At 72.4% G+C, this 15,101-nt stretch carries 16 protein-coding genes; 5 read left to right on the top strand and 11 right to left on the bottom strand.

Going from position 1 to position 15,101, the window contains the following annotated elements:
• Nucleotides 1–86: 86 nt before the first annotated feature.
• From EV385_RS07500 to ftsY, 5 genes are all read right to left on the bottom strand, one after another.
• Nucleotides 87–2,396 carry a [protein-PII] uridylyltransferase gene (locus EV385_RS07500; protein ID WP_130508796.1) on the bottom strand — a complete coding sequence of 770 codons (2,310 nt, stop codon included), beginning with the start codon at nucleotides 2,394–2,396 and terminating at the stop codon, nucleotides 87–89.
• A gap of 10 nt (nucleotides 2,397–2,406) precedes the next feature.
• The gene (locus tag EV385_RS07505) at nucleotides 2,407–2,745 is read right to left on the bottom strand and encodes a P-II family nitrogen regulator (protein ID WP_165449693.1); all 339 of its coding nucleotides are present in this window, start codon (nucleotides 2,743–2,745) and stop codon (nucleotides 2,407–2,409) included.
• Between the two features lie 36 nt (nucleotides 2,746–2,781).
• Nucleotides 2,782–4,170, bottom strand: a complete 1,389-nt coding sequence (locus EV385_RS07510; protein ID WP_130508797.1) for an ammonium transporter — start codon at nucleotides 4,168–4,170, stop codon at nucleotides 2,782–2,784.
• Between the two features lie 222 nt (nucleotides 4,171–4,392).
• Nucleotides 4,393–5,190 carry a phosphotransferase gene (locus EV385_RS07515; protein ID WP_130508798.1) on the bottom strand — a complete coding sequence of 266 codons (798 nt, stop codon included), beginning with the start codon at nucleotides 5,188–5,190 and terminating at the stop codon, nucleotides 4,393–4,395.
• A 36-nt stretch (nucleotides 5,191–5,226) separates the two neighbouring features.
• Nucleotides 5,227–6,396 carry a signal recognition particle-docking protein FtsY gene (gene ftsY, locus EV385_RS07520; protein WP_130508799.1) on the bottom strand — a complete coding sequence of 390 codons (1,170 nt, stop codon included), beginning with the start codon at nucleotides 6,394–6,396 and terminating at the stop codon, nucleotides 5,227–5,229.
• Between the two features lie 160 nt (nucleotides 6,397–6,556).
• Between ftsY and EV385_RS07525 the strand changes: the two genes are divergently transcribed.
• From EV385_RS07525 to EV385_RS07540, 4 genes are all read left to right on the top strand, one after another.
• Nucleotides 6,557–8,356, top strand: a complete 1,800-nt coding sequence (locus EV385_RS07525; RefSeq protein WP_242624759.1) for an alkaline phosphatase D family protein — start codon at nucleotides 6,557–6,559, stop codon at nucleotides 8,354–8,356.
• 117 nt (nucleotides 8,357–8,473) lie between these two features.
• Nucleotides 8,474–8,749 carry a hypothetical protein gene (locus EV385_RS07530; protein ID WP_130508801.1) on the top strand — a complete coding sequence of 92 codons (276 nt, stop codon included), beginning with the start codon at nucleotides 8,474–8,476 and terminating at the stop codon, nucleotides 8,747–8,749.
• On the top strand, nucleotides 8,746–9,177 hold the full coding sequence (locus tag EV385_RS07535) for a hypothetical protein (RefSeq protein ID WP_130508802.1): 432 nt from the start codon (nucleotides 8,746–8,748) through the stop codon (nucleotides 9,175–9,177). The genes EV385_RS07530 and EV385_RS07535 overlap by 4 nt, the downstream gene beginning before the upstream one ends.
• 40 nt (nucleotides 9,178–9,217) lie before the next feature.
• Nucleotides 9,218–9,739 (top strand): DinB family protein, encoded by a 522-nt coding sequence (locus tag EV385_RS07540; RefSeq protein WP_130508803.1) that lies wholly within the window; start codon nucleotides 9,218–9,220, stop codon nucleotides 9,737–9,739.
• A gap of 18 nt (nucleotides 9,740–9,757) precedes the next feature.
• On the opposite strand, the gene EV385_RS07545 is transcribed toward EV385_RS07540, so the two are convergent.
• The 5 genes from EV385_RS07545 to tnpA all read right to left on the bottom strand — a co-directional run bounded on the left by EV385_RS07545 (nucleotide 9,758) and on the right by tnpA (nucleotide 13,184).
• Nucleotides 9,758–10,429, bottom strand: coding sequence for an adenosylcobinamide amidohydrolase (locus EV385_RS07545; protein ID WP_130508804.1), 672 nt, complete (start codon nucleotides 10,427–10,429; stop codon nucleotides 9,758–9,760).
• 35 nt (nucleotides 10,430–10,464) lie between these two features.
• Nucleotides 10,465–11,208 carry an RICIN domain-containing protein gene (locus EV385_RS07550; protein ID WP_130508805.1) on the bottom strand — a complete coding sequence of 248 codons (744 nt, stop codon included), beginning with the start codon at nucleotides 11,206–11,208 and terminating at the stop codon, nucleotides 10,465–10,467.
• Between the two features lie 48 nt (nucleotides 11,209–11,256).
• Entirely contained in the window at nucleotides 11,257–12,078 is an 822-nt protein-coding gene (locus tag EV385_RS07555) for a hypothetical protein (RefSeq protein WP_130508806.1), read from the bottom strand.
• A complete protein-coding gene (locus EV385_RS07560; protein ID WP_130508807.1) occupies nucleotides 12,071–12,583 on the bottom strand; it encodes a sigma-70 family RNA polymerase sigma factor in 513 nt (170 codons plus the stop codon). The genes EV385_RS07555 and EV385_RS07560 overlap by 8 nt, the downstream gene beginning before the upstream one ends.
• Nucleotides 12,584–12,863: 280 nt before the next feature.
• Nucleotides 12,864–13,184, bottom strand: a complete 321-nt coding sequence (gene tnpA, locus EV385_RS07565) for an IS200/IS605 family transposase (RefSeq protein WP_423203025.1) — start codon at nucleotides 13,182–13,184, stop codon at nucleotides 12,864–12,866.
• A gap of 27 nt (nucleotides 13,185–13,211) precedes the next feature.
• On the opposite strand from tnpA, the gene EV385_RS07570 reads away from it, so the two are divergent.
• Nucleotides 13,212–14,444, top strand: coding sequence for an RNA-guided endonuclease InsQ/TnpB family protein (locus tag EV385_RS07570; RefSeq protein ID WP_130508808.1), 1,233 nt, complete (start codon nucleotides 13,212–13,214; stop codon nucleotides 14,442–14,444).
• A gap of 13 nt (nucleotides 14,445–14,457) precedes the next feature.
• On the opposite strand, the gene EV385_RS07575 is transcribed toward EV385_RS07570, so the two are convergent.
• Nucleotides 14,458–15,072 carry an HAD family hydrolase gene (locus tag EV385_RS07575; protein ID WP_130508809.1) on the bottom strand — a complete coding sequence of 205 codons (615 nt, stop codon included), beginning with the start codon at nucleotides 15,070–15,072 and terminating at the stop codon, nucleotides 14,458–14,460.
• Between the last annotated feature and the right edge of the window lie 29 nt (nucleotides 15,073–15,101).

Raw genomic sequence — 15,101 nt, forward strand, 5'->3', positions numbered from 1 at the left:
CGCGCGCACCTCTTCGATCCGTCGGCGCCGGCCGCCGACGCCCTCCCACTGCCAACGGCCCCGCCGCGCCGAGGTGACGCGCCGGATCAGACCGCGGCCAGGACGGCGGCGGCGATCCGTTCCCGTTGCGCGGGGTCGGCCGCCGCGCCGACGAGGTAGAACGCGTCGACCACGTCGCCGCCGAGGGTGGAGATCCGGGCGGCGCGGACCTCGGCGCCGATCTCGTCGAGCGCGGAGGCGACCCGGAACAGCAGTCCGGGCGAGTCGGCCGCGCGCAGTTCGAGGATGACCGCGTCGGTGGCGGCCCCGCCCTGCCACACGACCCGGGGCGCGGCGCCGCCGCGGGCACTCATGGCCCGCGCGCGGACCCGCTGGGTGACCGAGACGTCGCCCGCGGCGACCCGGCGCAGGTCGGCGGCGAGGGCGACGGGGTCGGCGGGTGAGCCGTACCGGGGCTGGGTCCAGAATTCGACGATGGCGCGGCCGTCCACCGCGGACGCGTCGGCCGAGAGCACGTCCAGGCGGTGCAGAGCCAGGCACGCGGTGACCTGGGCCAGCAGGCCGCGCCGGTCGGCCGCCGCGACGGCGACCCGGTCGCCGTCGAGGTGTACGGCGGGCAGATCACCGCGCAGCAACGCCGGGTCGGCGGCGGGCGGGTCGGGCAGTTTCCCGGTGTCCAGCGCGGTGTGCACCCGGCGGACCAGGTCGGCCAGCAGCCGGCCCTTCCAGTCGGACCAGGCAGCGGGCCCGGTGGCGTGCGAGTCGGCGCGGGCGAGCGCGTGCAGCAGGTCCAGGGTGGCGGCGTCGCCGACGGCCTTGGCGACGGTGGAGATGGTGACGGGGTCGGCGAGGTCGCGCCGGGTGGCCACGTCGGGCAGCAGCAGGTGCAGTCGGACCAGCTTCTCGATCGTGGCGACGTCGGCGACCGGCAGCCCGATCCGGGTGGCGATGTGCGCGGCGACGGGCGCCCCCGCCTCGCTGTGGTCACCGGGCAGGCCCTTGCCGACGTCGTGCAGGAACGCGCCGAGCAGCAGCAGGTCGGGCCGGTCCACCTCGCGGGTGTACGCGCTGGCCTCGTACGCGGCCTGGACGAGGTGCCGGTCCAGCGTGAAGCGGTGCACCGGGTGGTGCTGCGGCAGGCTGCGCATGCGGGCCCACTCGGGCAGCCAGGCGTCGATGAGGCCGTACCGGTCGCAGGTCTCCCAGGCGGGCAGCAGGCCGGGGCCGGAGCCGAGCAGCGAGACCAGCGCGGCGCGGGCGGTGCCGGGCCAGGGGTTGGGCAGCGGCGGGCAGAACGCGGCCAGCCACTCGCAGGTGGCCCGGGCGATGGGCAGCCGGTGGGCGGCGGCCGCGGCGGCCACCCGCAGCGACAGGCTGGGGTCGGGCACGGGCCCGATCGCGGTGCGCGCCAGCACCAGCTCGCCGTCCTGTTCGACGACGTCGCGGGCGACCGGGCGGCGCGGCGGCCCACCGGTGGGCAGTCCACGGCGGCGCCCGTTGCGCAGCCGGTCCGCGGCCCGCCAGGCGTCGTCGAGGGCGTGCGCGACGGTACGGGCGTCACTGGCGACCCGGCGCAGCAGGGCGTCGCCGTGGCTGACCGACTCGGTGGGTCCGTGCGCCGCGTCCGGCGTGGGCAGTGGCAGGTCGAGCAGTTCGGCGACGACGCCGCGTTCCTGGGCGACGAGCCGGTCGACGCGCCGCCCCACCGCGAGGTGCAGCGCGTCGCGGGTGTCGAGCAGGCGCACGTGGGCGGCGCGGGCGGCGGGCCGCATGGTGTCGGCGACCCCGGTGCGGCCGATGGCCCGCAGCAGGGTGACGTCGCGCAGCCCGCCCGCGGCCTCCTTCAGGTCGCCTTCGAGCAGGAACGCCAGCTCGCCGTGGGTGGCCCAGCGGGCCAGGGTGATCTCCTTGAGCTGCGGCATCAACCGTACGGCAGTGCGCCGCCACTGGTCGGCCACGGCGGTGATGAGTTCCGTGGAGAGCAGCTCGTCGCCCGCGACGTGCCGCGCGTCGAGCAGGCCCAAGGCGACCTTGACGTCGTCGTGCGCGACGGACAGCGCCTGCGGCACGGTACGCACGGAGTGGTCGAGCCCGAGCTTGGCGTCCCAGATCGGATACCACAGCGCCGACGCGATCCGGTCGATCCCGGCGGTGCCCCGGTGCAGCAGCACGAGGTCGAGGTCGCTGAACGGGGCGCACTCGCGCCGCCCGAGCCCGCCGACCGCCAGCAGGCTGACCCCCGGCACGTGGGCCGGGAAGAGGCTGGCCAGCCAGGAGTCGAGCGCCGCCGCCCGCGCGGTACGGGCGGCGGCACCGAGCTGTTCGCGCAGGGTGTGCAGCGAGTCGCCGGGCGCCCGTGTGGGCGGCACCGGCGACTCACTGACCACGTGTGACATGCGGCCCGCTCTACAGCGCGTCGAGGCCGCGCTCGCCGGTACGGACCCGGACGACGTCCTCGACGGCCGTCACCCACACCTTCCCGTCGCCGATCTTGCCGGTACGCGCGGCGGTGACCACCGCGTCGACGACCTTCTCGACGTCGATCTCGTCGGTCAGCACCTCAACCTTGATCTTCGGAAGGAACTCCACCGTGTACTCGGCGCCCCGGTACACCTCCGTGTGGCCCTTCTGCCGTCCGTAGCCCTGTACCTCGCTGACGGTCAGGCCCGCGACGCCGAGTGCGTGCAGCGCCTCCTTGACCCCGTCGAGCTGGTACGGCTTGATGACCGCGGTCACCAGCTTCATGCTCAGTCCCTCCATCGGTGCAGTCATCAGGAAAAACTAACCGGCGACCTTCTCGCTGACCGCGGCCTTGCCGTCAGCGTCGGGCGTGGTGGACGGGCCGATCCCGGCCATGGTGAACGCGCCACCGCCACCCGAGCCCGCGGCCGGGGTGAACTCGTACGCGCTCTCGCCGTGGTCGGCGATGTCGATGCCGCCGCGCTCGGCTTCCTCGCTGATCCGCAGGCCCTTGAAGGCCTTGATGGCCAGCGCGATGACCGCCGCGATCACGAACGAGTAGATCGTCACCACCAGGCTGCCGGCGAACTGGCGGCCCAGCTGGGTCAGGCCCCCGCCGTAGAACAGGCCCTCGCTCGCGTTCAGGATCGCCGAGTCGGTGATCCCCGCGTTGACCTGGGTGGTGGCGAAGAAGCCGAGGCTCAGCGAGCCAATCCAGCCGCCGACGAAGTGGACACCGACGACGTCGAGCGAGTCGTCGAAGCCAAAGCGGTACTTCAGGCCGACGGCCAGGGCGCAGACGGTACCGGCCACCAGGCCGATGATGATCGCCGGAACAGGGGCGACGAAGCCGCAGGCCGGGGTGATGGCGACCAGACCGGCGACGGCGCCGGACGAGGCGCCCACCATGGTCGGCTTGCCGTCGCGCAGCCACTCCACGACGATCCAGCCGACCAGCGCGGCGGCCGTGGCGACCTGGGTGTTGAGGAACGCGAAGACGGTGGTGCCGTCGACGGTCAGCTCGGAACCGGCGTTGAAGCCGAACCAGCCGAACCACAGCAGACCCGCGCCGAGCGCGACGAACGGCACGTTGTGCGGGCGCATGTTCTCCCGCGGCCAGCCGACCCGCCTACCGAGGATCAGGCAGAGCGCCAGCGCGGCCGCACCGGCGTTGATGTGCACCGCGGTACCACCGGCGAAGTCCAGCGCGCGGATCTTGGCGCCGATGAAGCCGCCACCCCAGACCCAGTGCGCGACCGGGACGTAGACCAGCGTGAACCAGGCGATCGCGAAGATGACCCAGCCGCCGAACTTCATGCGGTCCGAGACCGCACCGCTGATCAGCGCCACGGTGATGATGGCGAACATCATCTGGAACGCCATGAAGGCGTAGGTCGGGATGCCGGTGTTGGCGCCGAAGAACAGCCACTCCTCGGTGATGCCGCTGGTGCCCGTGCCGAGGTACTGGGTGAAGCTGCCGATGACGTTGTTCAGGCCCGCGTTGCCGTTGGTGCCGAAGGCCAGCGTGAAGCCGTAGATGGTCCACAGGATGCTGACGAGCCCGATACACGAGAAGCTCATCATCATCATGTTCAGTACGCCCTTGGACCGGTTGAGGCCACCGTAGAACAGCGCCAGGCCGGGGGTCATGAGCAAAACGAGCGCAGACGACAGGAGCAACCAGGCGGTATTGCCGGTGTTGATCTCCACGCTGCCTCCTCTCGGATTAGGTGTCCTCGCACACGACCCACTTCAGCAGCGTCGCCAGTCGGCCGGTTTTCGTGGCGGAAGCCTCCCCGGCCGCTGTTTCACGCACGGTCTACGCGCGATTTCTGGCGCGTGACGGCTTGTTTCGTACGTGTGAAGAAACTCTCACAGGCGCCAGCGCGAGGAGGCTGAACCGCCGCAATGCGCCCACCGGCCGCCCGATGATCAGCGGAGCGCGTACTCCAGGGTGTGCCGCTCGTAATCGAGCAGCCGCAGGTCGCGCATCGGACGGCGCAGATGCCCCTTGTGCACGATGCGGACGAACGCCGGATCCCCGGCCGCCGCCATCCGGCGGATCCCCTCGACGTGATCCACGATCCGCTTGCGGATGGTGCGCACCAGCCGGTGCCGGTCGCGCGGGATCAGCCCGTACGCGTCCGCGAACAGCCGCAGCCGCCGCGGCCGGTTCGGCCGCTTCCAGCCCAGCGTGTACGAGTCCCGGTCGCTGAACAGCGGTACCCACGTCCACGCCGCGTACGCCACGTCGTAGATCCGGGCGCCGGGCGAGGCCAGGTCGAAGTCGATCAGCGCGAGGGTGCCGTCCGGCCGCCAGACCACGTTGTGCGGGGCGGCGTCGTGGTGGCAGATCACCTCGGTGTCCGGCGGCGGCGGCCCGAACGAGCGCCACACCGCCCCCGGGGGGTTCACGAACCCGTACTGCGCGTCGTGGAACATGCGCAGCATCGTGGCGACCGTGACCAGCGCCTCCTCGGTCACCCAGTGCGGGGCCAGCGGGTACTCGCCGCACTCGCCGTCGAGGTACGACAGCACCTCGCGGCCCTTCTCGTCCATCCCCAGCGCGTGCGGCGAGCCGGTGAAGCCGACCCGCTGCAGGTGGTTGAGCAGGGCGTGCACGGACGGCGTCCAGGGACCGGCGTTACGCCGGACCGTGTCGCCGATCCTGGAGACCGTGCTGACGTTGCCCCCGTGCAGCGGGATCTCCCGGACGGGTTCCTGCGTCACCCACGACCTCCCGTACCTGTATGCGCGGCCCCGAGCCTAACCGTCGCTGCCAAGCAGCGCCTCGACGAAGGCCTTCGGCTCGAACGGGGCGAGATCGTCCGGGCCCTCCCCCAGACCGACCAGCTTCACGGGAATCCCCAGCTTGCGCTGCACGGCGATGACGATTCCGCCCTTCGCGGTGCCGTCCAGCTTCGTCAGCACCACGCCGGTAACGTCCACCACTTCGGTGAACACCCGGGCCTGCTCCAGACCGTTCTGTCCGGTGGTGGCGTCGAGGATCAGCAGCGCCTCGTCGACCGGGCCGTGCTTCTCCACGACCCGCTTGACCTTGCCCAGCTCGTCCATGAGCCCCACCTTGTTCTGCAGCCGCCCGGCCGTGTCGATCAGCACGGTGTGCACGCCCGTGTCGATACCCCGCTTGACCGCGTCGAACGCCACGCTGGCCGGGTCGCCGCCCTCGGGACCGCGCACGGTCTCCGCGCCCACCCGCTCACCCCAGGTGGCGAGCTGCTCGCTGGCCGCGGCCCGGAACGTGTCCGCCGCCCCGAGCACCACGGTGTGACCGTCGGCCACCAGCACCCGGGCGATCTTGCCGCAGGTGGTGGTCTTGCCCGCGCCGTTCACGCCGACCACCAGCACCACCGCGGGCCGTCCCTCGAACGGCCCCGCCTTCAGGGTGCGGTCCAGGCCCGGCTCCAGCGCCTCGATCAGCTCCTCGGCGAGCTGCTGGCGTACCTCCGCCACGGTCCGGGTGCCCAGCACCCGGACCCGCTCGCGCAGCCGCTCCACGATCACCTGGGTGGCCTCGACCCCGACGTCCGCCGTGATCAGGCTGTCCTCGATCTCCTCCCACGCCTCGTCGTCGAGGTGGTCGCGGGAGAGCACCGCCAGCAGGCCACGGCCCAGCACGCTCTGCGAGCGGGCCAGCCGGGCCCGCAGCCGGACCAGCCGCCCGGCGGTGGGTTCCGGCTGCTCGATGAGGTACGGCGCCTCCTCGACCGGGGCGGGCGCCGCCTCCGGCTCGACGACCGGCGGGGCCACCACCTCGGTGGGCACTGGCGGCGCCGCCGGGGGCCGCTCCAGCGTGGTGGTCCCCCCGCCGGGCGGCGGCGGCAGCTCGCGGCGGCGCATCCGGGGCACCACCAGCACGGCGGCCCCGACCAGCAGCGCGATCAGCAGAATGACGGAGACGACCACGTATTCCATGCCGAAATCCTGACAGATGCGCCCGCCGGGTGCGGTGTCGCCCGGCCATGTCCGCCGTCACCCCCGGGCGCCGGATGGATGTGGCGCGCGGCGGGCCGGATGTGGAGGATGGAGATCCCCATCCGCACGGAGGTTCCATGCCGCACCACCCGGGCCAACGGTGACCGCACAGCTGCGCATCGGGCCGCTGCTGCGCCGCGTCGTCGGCGACCGCGCCACGGTGTGGGTGGAGACCTCCGCGCCGGCGCTCGTGCGGATCGAGGCCGACGGCGGCGCCGCCGGCTCCGCACCCACCTTCTGCGCGTACGGGCACCACTACGCGCTGGTCGTCGTCGAGGGGCTGGCCCCGGACAGCGCGACCGCGTACCGGGTGCTGCTGGACGACCGTCAGGTGTGGCCCGAGGCGGACTCGCCGTACCCGCCGCCGGTGATCAGCACCCGGGCCGCCGACGACCGCGACCAGCCGGTACGGATGGTCTTCGGCTCATGCCGGGAAGCGACCCCGGACTCCACCCGCCGCACCCTGCCGCCCGACGCGCTGGACGCGTACGCACGCCGGCTGATGGACGAGCCGGCGTCGCGACCGGACCTGCTGGTGCTGCTCGGCGACCAGGTCTACGCGGACGAGACCTCGCAAGGGGTACGCCGGGTCCTGCGCCGCCGCCGGGCAGCCGGGCATGACGGCCCCACCGACCAGGTGGTCGCGTACGAGGAGTACACCGCCCTCTACCTGGAGTCGTGGCGGGACCCGGAGGTGCGCTGGCTGCTGGCCACCGTGCCCAGCGTCATGATCTTCGACGACCACGAGATCATCGACGACTGGAACACCTCGGCGGCCTGGCGGCGGGACATGTCCGCACAACCGTGGTGGCGCGAGCGGATCACCGCGGGCCTCGCCTCGTACTGGGTCTACCAGCACCTGGGCAACCTCGCCCCGGACGAGCTGGCCACGGACCCGCTGTTCGCGCGGGTCACCGCCGCCGGGGACGCCACCGAACTGCTGCGCGAGTTCGGCCGGACGGTCGACGATCCGGGTGCCGCGTCGCCGCCCGGTCCCGCCGGGCGGGAGCCGAGCGCCGACCTGCCGGATCGGGGCGGTCGTGTCCCGGCCGTGGGCGGCGGCGCGCTGGAGCCGGGCGGCGGCGCGCCGGTGCCGGGCGACGAGGTGCCACGGGCGTACCGGTGGAGTTTCGCGCTGGATCTCGGTCGTACCCGGCTGGTGGTGCTGGACAACCGGTGCAGCCGGGTGCTGACCCCGGGGCGGCGGGCCATGCTGCCCGCCGACGAGTGGAGCTGGTTCGTCGACCAGGCCCACGGCGACTACGACCACCTCGTCGTCGGGTCGTCGCTGCCGTGGCTCATGCCGCCCGCCATCCACCACGCCGAGGCGTGGAGCGAGAAGGTGGCGGACTCCCGGGGTGCGCGCCGGGCGGCGTTGGGCGAACGGGTCCGCCGGGTGTTCGACCTGGAGCACTGGGCGGCGTTCGGGCGCTCGTTCGACGCGCTCGCCGAGCTGTTCCGCCGCCTGGGCGAGGGCGGCCCGCAGGCGCCCGGCCACCGCAGGGGCGCGGGTGACGCGTACGCCGCCCCGGCCTCGATCAGCGTGCTCTCCGGCGACGTGCACCACTCGTACGTCGCGCGGGCCGAACTGGGACCGGCCATGCGCACGCCGGTGCACCAGCTGACCTGCTCACCGATCCACAACGAGGTGCCCGCGCCGCTGCGGCCGCTGATGCGGCTCGGCTGGTCCCGGGCGGCGGCGCGGGCGGTACGCGGGCTGGCGAAGGCCGCCGGGGTGCCCCGCCCGCCGCTGCGGTGGACGCGGGTGCGAGGGCCGTACTTCGGCAACGCGGTCGCCACGCTGCGGCACACGGGCGCCCAGGCGACCGTGGTCATCGAGGGCACGACCAAGGACGGCCAGCTCATCGACGTGGCGCAGGTCAGCTTGACCAACGACTAGACGCCGCTGGGCCGTTGGTAGTATTGTCCCTACAGGACGACAGGGCCCCGCCGTTCACTCGTTGGTGTCACCGCACATTGGTACACCTGTGCCAATCCCACCGGTACGATTCGAAGCATGACGAGGCGGATCACTGTGAGTCTTCCCGACGACGTAGCCGAGTACCTCGACAGTCACCCCCACGCGACGGACATCGTCACCCAGGCGGTCCGCGCCCGGATGGAGCGCGTGGCCGAGACCCGCAAGGCGCTGGAGGCCGTCGGCTTCCGCTCCACACCGGAGGGCCGAGCCTGGGCCCGCGCCGCCCTGCGCCCCCTCACCGAGGAGCAACGCGCCAAGGCCCGCCGGTACGCCGAGGCCATCCAGGCCGGACGCCTCCCGGAGCCGGAATGACCGACGAATCCGGTGCCACCCCCGAGATCCGGGCAATCCTCGACCGCTCCGCCCTCCAGTCCTACGCGAGGGGCCATGTCCACGTCGGCGAGGTGCTGGGTGAGGTGACCGCCGAAAGGGACACCGTCATCGGTATCCCCGCCGCGGCACTGAGCGCGGCCCACGCGGCTCACCTCGACGACAAGGACGCGCGGGCACTGCTACGCCTCGTGGCCAGCCTCCCGAGCACAACGGTGCTGGACCTGGATCGGCAGGCCGCCGAAGACATGGCGGGCGCGTTGGTCGTGACCGACGGCGACCTCTCCCTCGCGCACGGCGTGTGGGCCGCCAACGACCTCGGCGTCCTGTATCTCACCGCGGACCCGGGCGCGGTCAGCGCCCTGGTCCCGGCCGACAACATCCTCACCATTCCCCGCGACGACGCGTAAACCGGCTGTACCTGAGCGAAGCGCGGTCCAGGATGTCTCAATGACCTCCTGGACCGCACCACAAGCTCAGCGCGACTCCGAACCCTTCACCGGCGACGAACGACCCATGCTCGAAGGCTGGCTCGACTGGCACCGCCAGACCCTGCTCTCCAAGGCCGCCGGTCTCACCGCCGAACAGCTCAAGACCGCCGCCGTGGAGCCGTCCAACCTGTCCCTGCTCGGCCTGATCCGGCACATGACCGAGGTGGAACGCATCTGGTTCCGCCGCCGCGCCGCCGGGCAGAACGTCCAGGCCGCCTACTGCGCCCCGGACAACGTTGACGGCGACTTCGACGACGTCGCCAACGCGGACGCCGCGGCCGACCACGCCGCCTACCTCGCCGAGATCACGCTGGCCCGCACGGCCGTGGCGGACCTGCCCCTGGATCACGAGTTCGCCACGCCCCGCCAGCCCGCGATCAGCCTGCGCTGGGTCTACCTGCACATGATCGAGGAGTACGCCCGGCACAACGGCCACGCCGACCTGATCCGCGAACGGATCGACGGCGCGACCGGCGACTGAGGCGAGCCCGCCGCACCCTCACCCCGGGCCCTGCCGGTCCGACCACGACGGGGGCCCGGCCAGGTTGGCCGCGCCGCCGTCGAGGATCGCCCGGTACGCCGCATCGGCCAGCCGCCGACCCCACGGCGCGCGTGGCCCGGCATAGCTCGCCACCGGACCGGCCGGTGGACACAGGACCGCGACCGCGTCGGTCGCCGTCCCGGTGGCGGCCAGGCCCAACTCGCGGATCGCCTGCGTCTTGGCCTCCGTGACGGTGGCGACCGCGTTGACCAGGGCGCCGTCGCTGAGCCGCTGCGGCACCCACGCCACGACGTTGACCGTCCCGGCGTGCGGCCCCGGCTCCCTCCCGGGCGCGGCGGCCTGGATGGGGGAGCTGAGGCCGACCGTGGCCCACAGCCGTACCTCCCCGTCGTCGGCGGCCACCACGTCGGCGACGTCGACGCCGGTGAGCAGCCCCACGCCGGGTCCGGTCAGGCCCTGTCCGGCGGCGATCTCGCGCAGGTGCGCGGCCGGGTCGTCGCGGTCGTACGACATCGGTACGGTCGCGTTGACGATCCACCCGCACGGTCCGATCCCGCCGCCCAGCACCGCCGAGGAGATCGCGAGTGCGGGCTCGGCCAACCGCCACACCAGCAGCGGAATGTCGCGGCCCTGCTCGGCTCGGGAGCCCGGCACCGGTTCGGCGATCATGGCTGGACCCTAACGCGTGCCCGCCGTCGACCGCGTCAGTCCAGCGCGGGCAAGCTCGCGGGACCCCGGTCGGGCAGCAGGAACGGCGTGTCGATGTCCGGCGTACCCTCCCCGATCCGTACGGCGGCCACGCCGGTGCCACCCGGCAGCAGCTCGCCCTGCTCGTCGCGGACCAGGAACGTGTTCGCGCCCGTGTAGATGGTGTACGTGGGCTTGCCCTCGGCCGCCCCGGTGCGGCGGAAGCGGAACTGCTGACCCGGCGCCGACGCGTCACAGGCCGCGGTCACCACCGGCGCCGGGCCCTCGCCATTACCCCGCACCGCCACACAGGAGGCCTCCCCGCCGACCCGGATCTTCGCCGTCTGGATCAGGTACCGGTCCCCCCCGATGGGGGTGAGCACGAACAACGCCCGGTCGCCGGAACCGTCGGTCAGCCCGATCCGGCCTGAGGCGTCCACGACCACGATGCCCTCGCTGCCCACCGGCACGAGGAACACCTGCCGCCGCCCGGAGAACACCCCGGCGGCGGTCGACTTGGCCGGTTCCGACGAGCGCGCCGCGCCGGGACGCGCCGACGCCGGGGCGGAGTGCGCCGGCGCCGGGGCGGAGACCGTCGGCGCCGGAGCGGAGAGCGTCGGCGCGGCAGCGGGGCCACTGGACCGGCCGCCCAGTCCGCTGGCGGCCGCCGGTTCGCCCTGGTTCGCGGCACAGGCCACCGAGCCGAGCAGCAGGGTGGCGGCGACGGCGCCGAGGGCGGAGGCCCGAAGGTACGCGTGCATGAGGAACTCTCCTTCGTCGAGAGGGGTCGAGAGGTGTGCGGGAGGACGTCAGAACGGGAGGGTGGCGGCACCCCGGTCGATGAGGACGAACGTCGTGTCGAGGTTCCCGTCGCCGAGCTCCTCGGCGATGAGTCCGGACGTGCCGGTGGGATTCCACTGCAGGTACGCGTCGCCGTTGCGGATCGCGTACGTCATGCGCCCCTGGTTGTCCCGGCCGTGCTCGGCGAACGTGAACCGCTGGGCGGGATCGCGCGTGTCGCAGGCCGCCGTGACCACGGTGAGCGGGTCGCTGCCGTTGCCCCGCACCCGCAGGCAGTACGGCTCGCCACCGGCGGTGAGCTTGCCGGTCTTGATGAGGTGTTCGGAGCTGCTGGGTGCCGTGGGCACGGGGACGAACAGGGCGCGGTCGCCGTAGTCGGCGGTGACCCCGACGCGCCCGGACGAGGTCACGGCGACCACCGACTCGGGCACCTCCTCGCCCTTGTGCAGCACGAACAGGAACACCTGCCGTTTGCCCGCGAGAACAGCGGGGTCCTGCCTGGACGGCTTACCCGACGTCGGCGGCGTGGCGGTGCGCGACGTCGATTCCGAAGGAGCCGGGGAGGAAGGCGTCGGGATAGCAGAGCGGGACGGCGACGCCGGGGCGGCGGGCGGGGCCGGGGCGGGACCCGCCCCGTGGGGTTGGGCGGCGGCGATGCCGACGCCGAGCGCCACCGCGGTGACGGCGCCGAGGGCGCCGGTGGCGGCGTACCGGCGCTTGCGGCGGCGATCCGCCCGGGCCCGCAGGTCGGCGGCGGGAGCCAGCCGCCCGTTGTGCCCGGCGTGCCGGGCGAGCGCGGCGAGGCCGCGGTCCAGGTCGTGCTCAGGCATCGTGGCTCACCCTTCCGGTGGCGGGGCCGTCGGAGTCGGTCAGGTGTTCGGCCATGGCGCGGCGGCCGCGGGCCAGCCGCGCCTTGACCGTGCCGGTGGGCGCGCCGACCTCCTGCGCGATCTCGGCGACGTTCAGGCCGACGAGGTGGTGCAGGACGATGACGCGGCGCTGGTCGGCGGGGATCTGCCGCAGCGCGTGCACCAGGGCGACATGGTCGGGGCTGAGGCCCTCGACCTCCTCGCCGACCGCGTCGCGGTGGTGGGCGCGCAGCCGGTTCACGGCCTTGCGGAAGGCGCTGACCGCGTTGCGGGAGGCGACGCGGCGCACCCACGCCTCGGGGCTGTCGCAGTCCCGCACCGTGGCCCACCGGTCCCACGCCTTCAGGTACGCCTCCGCCACGGCGTCCTCGGCCTCGGCCCGGTTGCCGGTCATGGCGTACACCTGACCCAGTACCCGCCGCGACGACGCCGCGTAGAAGGCGTCGAACTCGTCGGCATCCCGCATCGATCGCCTCTCCTGCTCTGACCCGTCCGCCCGGTGTTGCTCTCCCGGCATCGAGTACGTGACGCCCGGGCCCGGAGGACGGTTGCATCAGGAAAGATCTTTTTCCCTGCCATGCCCTCTTGACGCCTGAGCGGGCATACCGGTTGCGTCGGCTACCGGAGTGCGGGGCAGTGCTTCGGCCTTGTGGCCGGGGGTGAAGGCCTGCGCTGGGAGAGCCGCCAGGGCCGAGCGGTGCCCTATCCAGGGCGGTTCTGTTGCTCAATGTACTAGTTGATGACGGTCAGGAGTGCGCCGCCGACGGAGCCTGCGAAGTACGAGCCGACCAGAGTTTTGTACGCCGGTAGTAGTGGCGCACCAGGTCGGGGAACTCCTGCCGCAGCCGCCGCAAAGATACCCCCTTGAGGCAGTTGACCAGCCGGGCCACGGCCACCTTAGGCGGGAAGTTGACCAGCAGGTGCACGTGGTTGTTCTCGCCGTTGAACTCGACCAGCTCGGCCTCGAAGTCGGCGCAGATGTCACGCATGATCGCCTCCATGCCGGTCAAGTGCCGATCGGCGAACACCTGGTGCCTGCCTGTGCAGATGCGTTGAACCTCAGCCATAGACTCAACAATGAGACATTGAGGATCGTGCAGCTCCGTTACCGCTACCGGGTTTACCCGGACGCCGCCCAGCGCACCGCGCTGGCGCAGGCGTTCGGGTGTGCCCGGGTGGTTTTCAACGACGGGCTGCGGCTGCGTCAGCAGGCCCGCGAGGCGGGCGAGAAGTACATCTCCGACGGCGACCTGTCGAAGCGGGTCATCACGCAGGCCAAGGACACCGAGGAACGGGCCTGGCTCTGCGAGGTGTCAGCCGTGGTGTTGCAGCAGGCCCTGGCAGACTTGAACACGGCGTACCGCAACTACTTCGCCTCGGTCACCGGCAAGCGCAAGGGCCGCAAGGTCGCCCCGCCCCGGTACCGGTCCCGCAAGGACAACCGGCAGGCCATCCGGTTCACCAGGAATTCCCGGTTCAAGGTTCTCGACAACGGCCGCCTGCGACTGCCGAAGATCGGCGACGTGCCGGTCCGCTGGTCGCGTGACCTGCCGTCCGAGGCCACCTCAGTCACCGTGATCAAGGACGCGGCCGATCGATATTTCGCCTCGTTCGTCGTCACCACGACCGAGAACGAGACACTGCCGCCGGTCGAGTCCGAGGTCGGCATCGATCTGGGCCTGATGCACTTTGCGGTCATGTCCGACGGCGCAACGGTGACTGCGCCGAAGTTCCTGCGCCGCGCGGCCCGCAAACTCAAGCGGTTGCAGCAGGACCTGTCTCGCAAGGAGAAGGGCAGCAACCGTCGCAGGAAAGCCGTCATGAAGGTCGCCAGGGCACACGCCCGAGTGGCCGACACCCGGCGGGACTGGCAGCACAAGCTCTCCACGGCGATCATCCGCGACAACCAAGCGGTGTACGTCGAGGACCTTGCCGTAGCCGGACTCGGCCGGACCCGGCTCGCCAAGAGCGTCCACGACGCCGGGTGGGCCAGCTTCACCACCATGCTGCAGTACAAAGCTCAGCGGTACGGGCGCACGTTCGCCCGGGTGGACCGGTACTTCCCGTCCACCCGGATGTGTTCCGACTGCGGCCGGATCAACGAGAAAATGCCACTCGACGTCCGGGCGTGGCACTGCCCGTGCGGCAGTCATCAAGACCGGGACCTCAACGCCGCCATCAACATCAAGGCCGCCGGACAGGCGGACTTCAACGACCGTCGAGCGCAGGTAAGACCAGGACTTGTACCGGCACCGCGCAGTGAAGCGGTAACCCACCAGAACGCCGCGCGTGCCACGCGCAGCGTGGCTGGAATCGCCGTCCCTTAGGGCGGCGAGGATGTCAAGGCAGTCCGAGCGCCCCACGCAGGTACGGCAGCCCGTCCGGCCCGGACCACCGGTACGCCAGCAGCTTCGCCGCCCGGGCGCCACGGATCGTCCGGTCGTCGTCGTCCACGAACAGGATCCACTGCGGCTCGAGCCCGACGGCGGCGGCCGCGCGGGCGAAGTACTCCGGGGCGGGCTTGTGGATGCGTAGTTCCCAGGAGCTCACGACCAGATCCACCTCGTCGGCGAGACCGAGCGCGGCCAGGTCGTCGCGGAGCCGGTCGGTGGCGTTGGTGGCGATGCCCACCGGCCGCCCGGCGGCCCGCGCCTCCCGGACGAACGCCAGCACCTCGGGGTCGACCGTGCCCCGGTGCGTCTGCCACTCGGCGACCGCGGCGCGCGCGTCCTGGGCGCTCAGCGGCAGCCGGTCGGCCACGAGGCTCATCCACTCCGCGTCGGTCAGTTCCCCGGCCACCGCGGGGCGCAGCAGGTCCCAGGTGAACGCGGTGCTCATCAGCGCGCCGGAGCTCAGGCCGTACTTCTGCTCCACCGCGGCCGGCACGGCCGGGTCCCAGCGGCGCAGCACACCGTCGAGGTCGATGAGCAGGGCCTTGGCGGGTTGGCGACGCATGATCGTCAGCCTATCGAGGGCCCGGGACG

This window comes from Krasilnikovia cinnamomea (assembly GCF_004217545.1).
GTDB classification, from domain to species: domain Bacteria; phylum Actinomycetota; class Actinomycetes; order Mycobacteriales; family Micromonosporaceae; genus Actinoplanes; species Actinoplanes cinnamomeus.

Excerpts from the sequence above, each read along its gene's own strand:
- EV385_RS07500 (WP_130508796.1), bottom strand. The coding sequence starts at position 2,396 with ATGTCACACGTGGTCAGTGAGTCGCCGGTGCCGCCCACACGGGCGCCC.
- EV385_RS07505 (WP_165449693.1), bottom strand. The coding sequence starts at position 2,745 with ATGAAGCTGGTGACCGCGGTCATCAAGCCGTACCAGCTCGACGGGGTC.
- ftsY (WP_130508799.1), bottom strand. The coding sequence starts at position 6,396 with ATGGAATACGTGGTCGTCTCCGTCATTCTGCTGATCGCGCTGCTGGTC.
- EV385_RS07530 (WP_130508801.1), top strand. The coding sequence starts at position 8,474 with ATGACGAGGCGGATCACTGTGAGTCTTCCCGACGACGTAGCCGAGTAC.
- EV385_RS07535 (WP_130508802.1), top strand. The coding sequence starts at position 8,746 with ATGACCGACGAATCCGGTGCCACCCCCGAGATCCGGGCAATCCTCGAC.
- EV385_RS07540 (WP_130508803.1), top strand. The coding sequence starts at position 9,218 with ATGACCTCCTGGACCGCACCACAAGCTCAGCGCGACTCCGAACCCTTC.
- EV385_RS07545 (WP_130508804.1), bottom strand. The coding sequence starts at position 10,429 with ATGATCGCCGAACCGGTGCCGGGCTCCCGAGCCGAGCAGGGCCGCGAC.
- EV385_RS07550 (WP_130508805.1), bottom strand. The coding sequence starts at position 11,208 with ATGCACGCGTACCTTCGGGCCTCCGCCCTCGGCGCCGTCGCCGCCACC.
- EV385_RS07555 (WP_130508806.1), bottom strand. The coding sequence starts at position 12,078 with ATGCCTGAGCACGACCTGGACCGCGGCCTCGCCGCGCTCGCCCGGCAC.
- EV385_RS07560 (WP_130508807.1), bottom strand. The coding sequence starts at position 12,583 with ATGCGGGATGCCGACGAGTTCGACGCCTTCTACGCGGCGTCGTCGCGG.
- tnpA (WP_423203025.1), bottom strand. The coding sequence starts at position 13,184 with ATGGCTGAGGTTCAACGCATCTGCACAGGCAGGCACCAGGTGTTCGCC.
- EV385_RS07575 (WP_130508809.1), bottom strand. The coding sequence starts at position 15,072 with ATGCGTCGCCAACCCGCCAAGGCCCTGCTCATCGACCTCGACGGTGTG.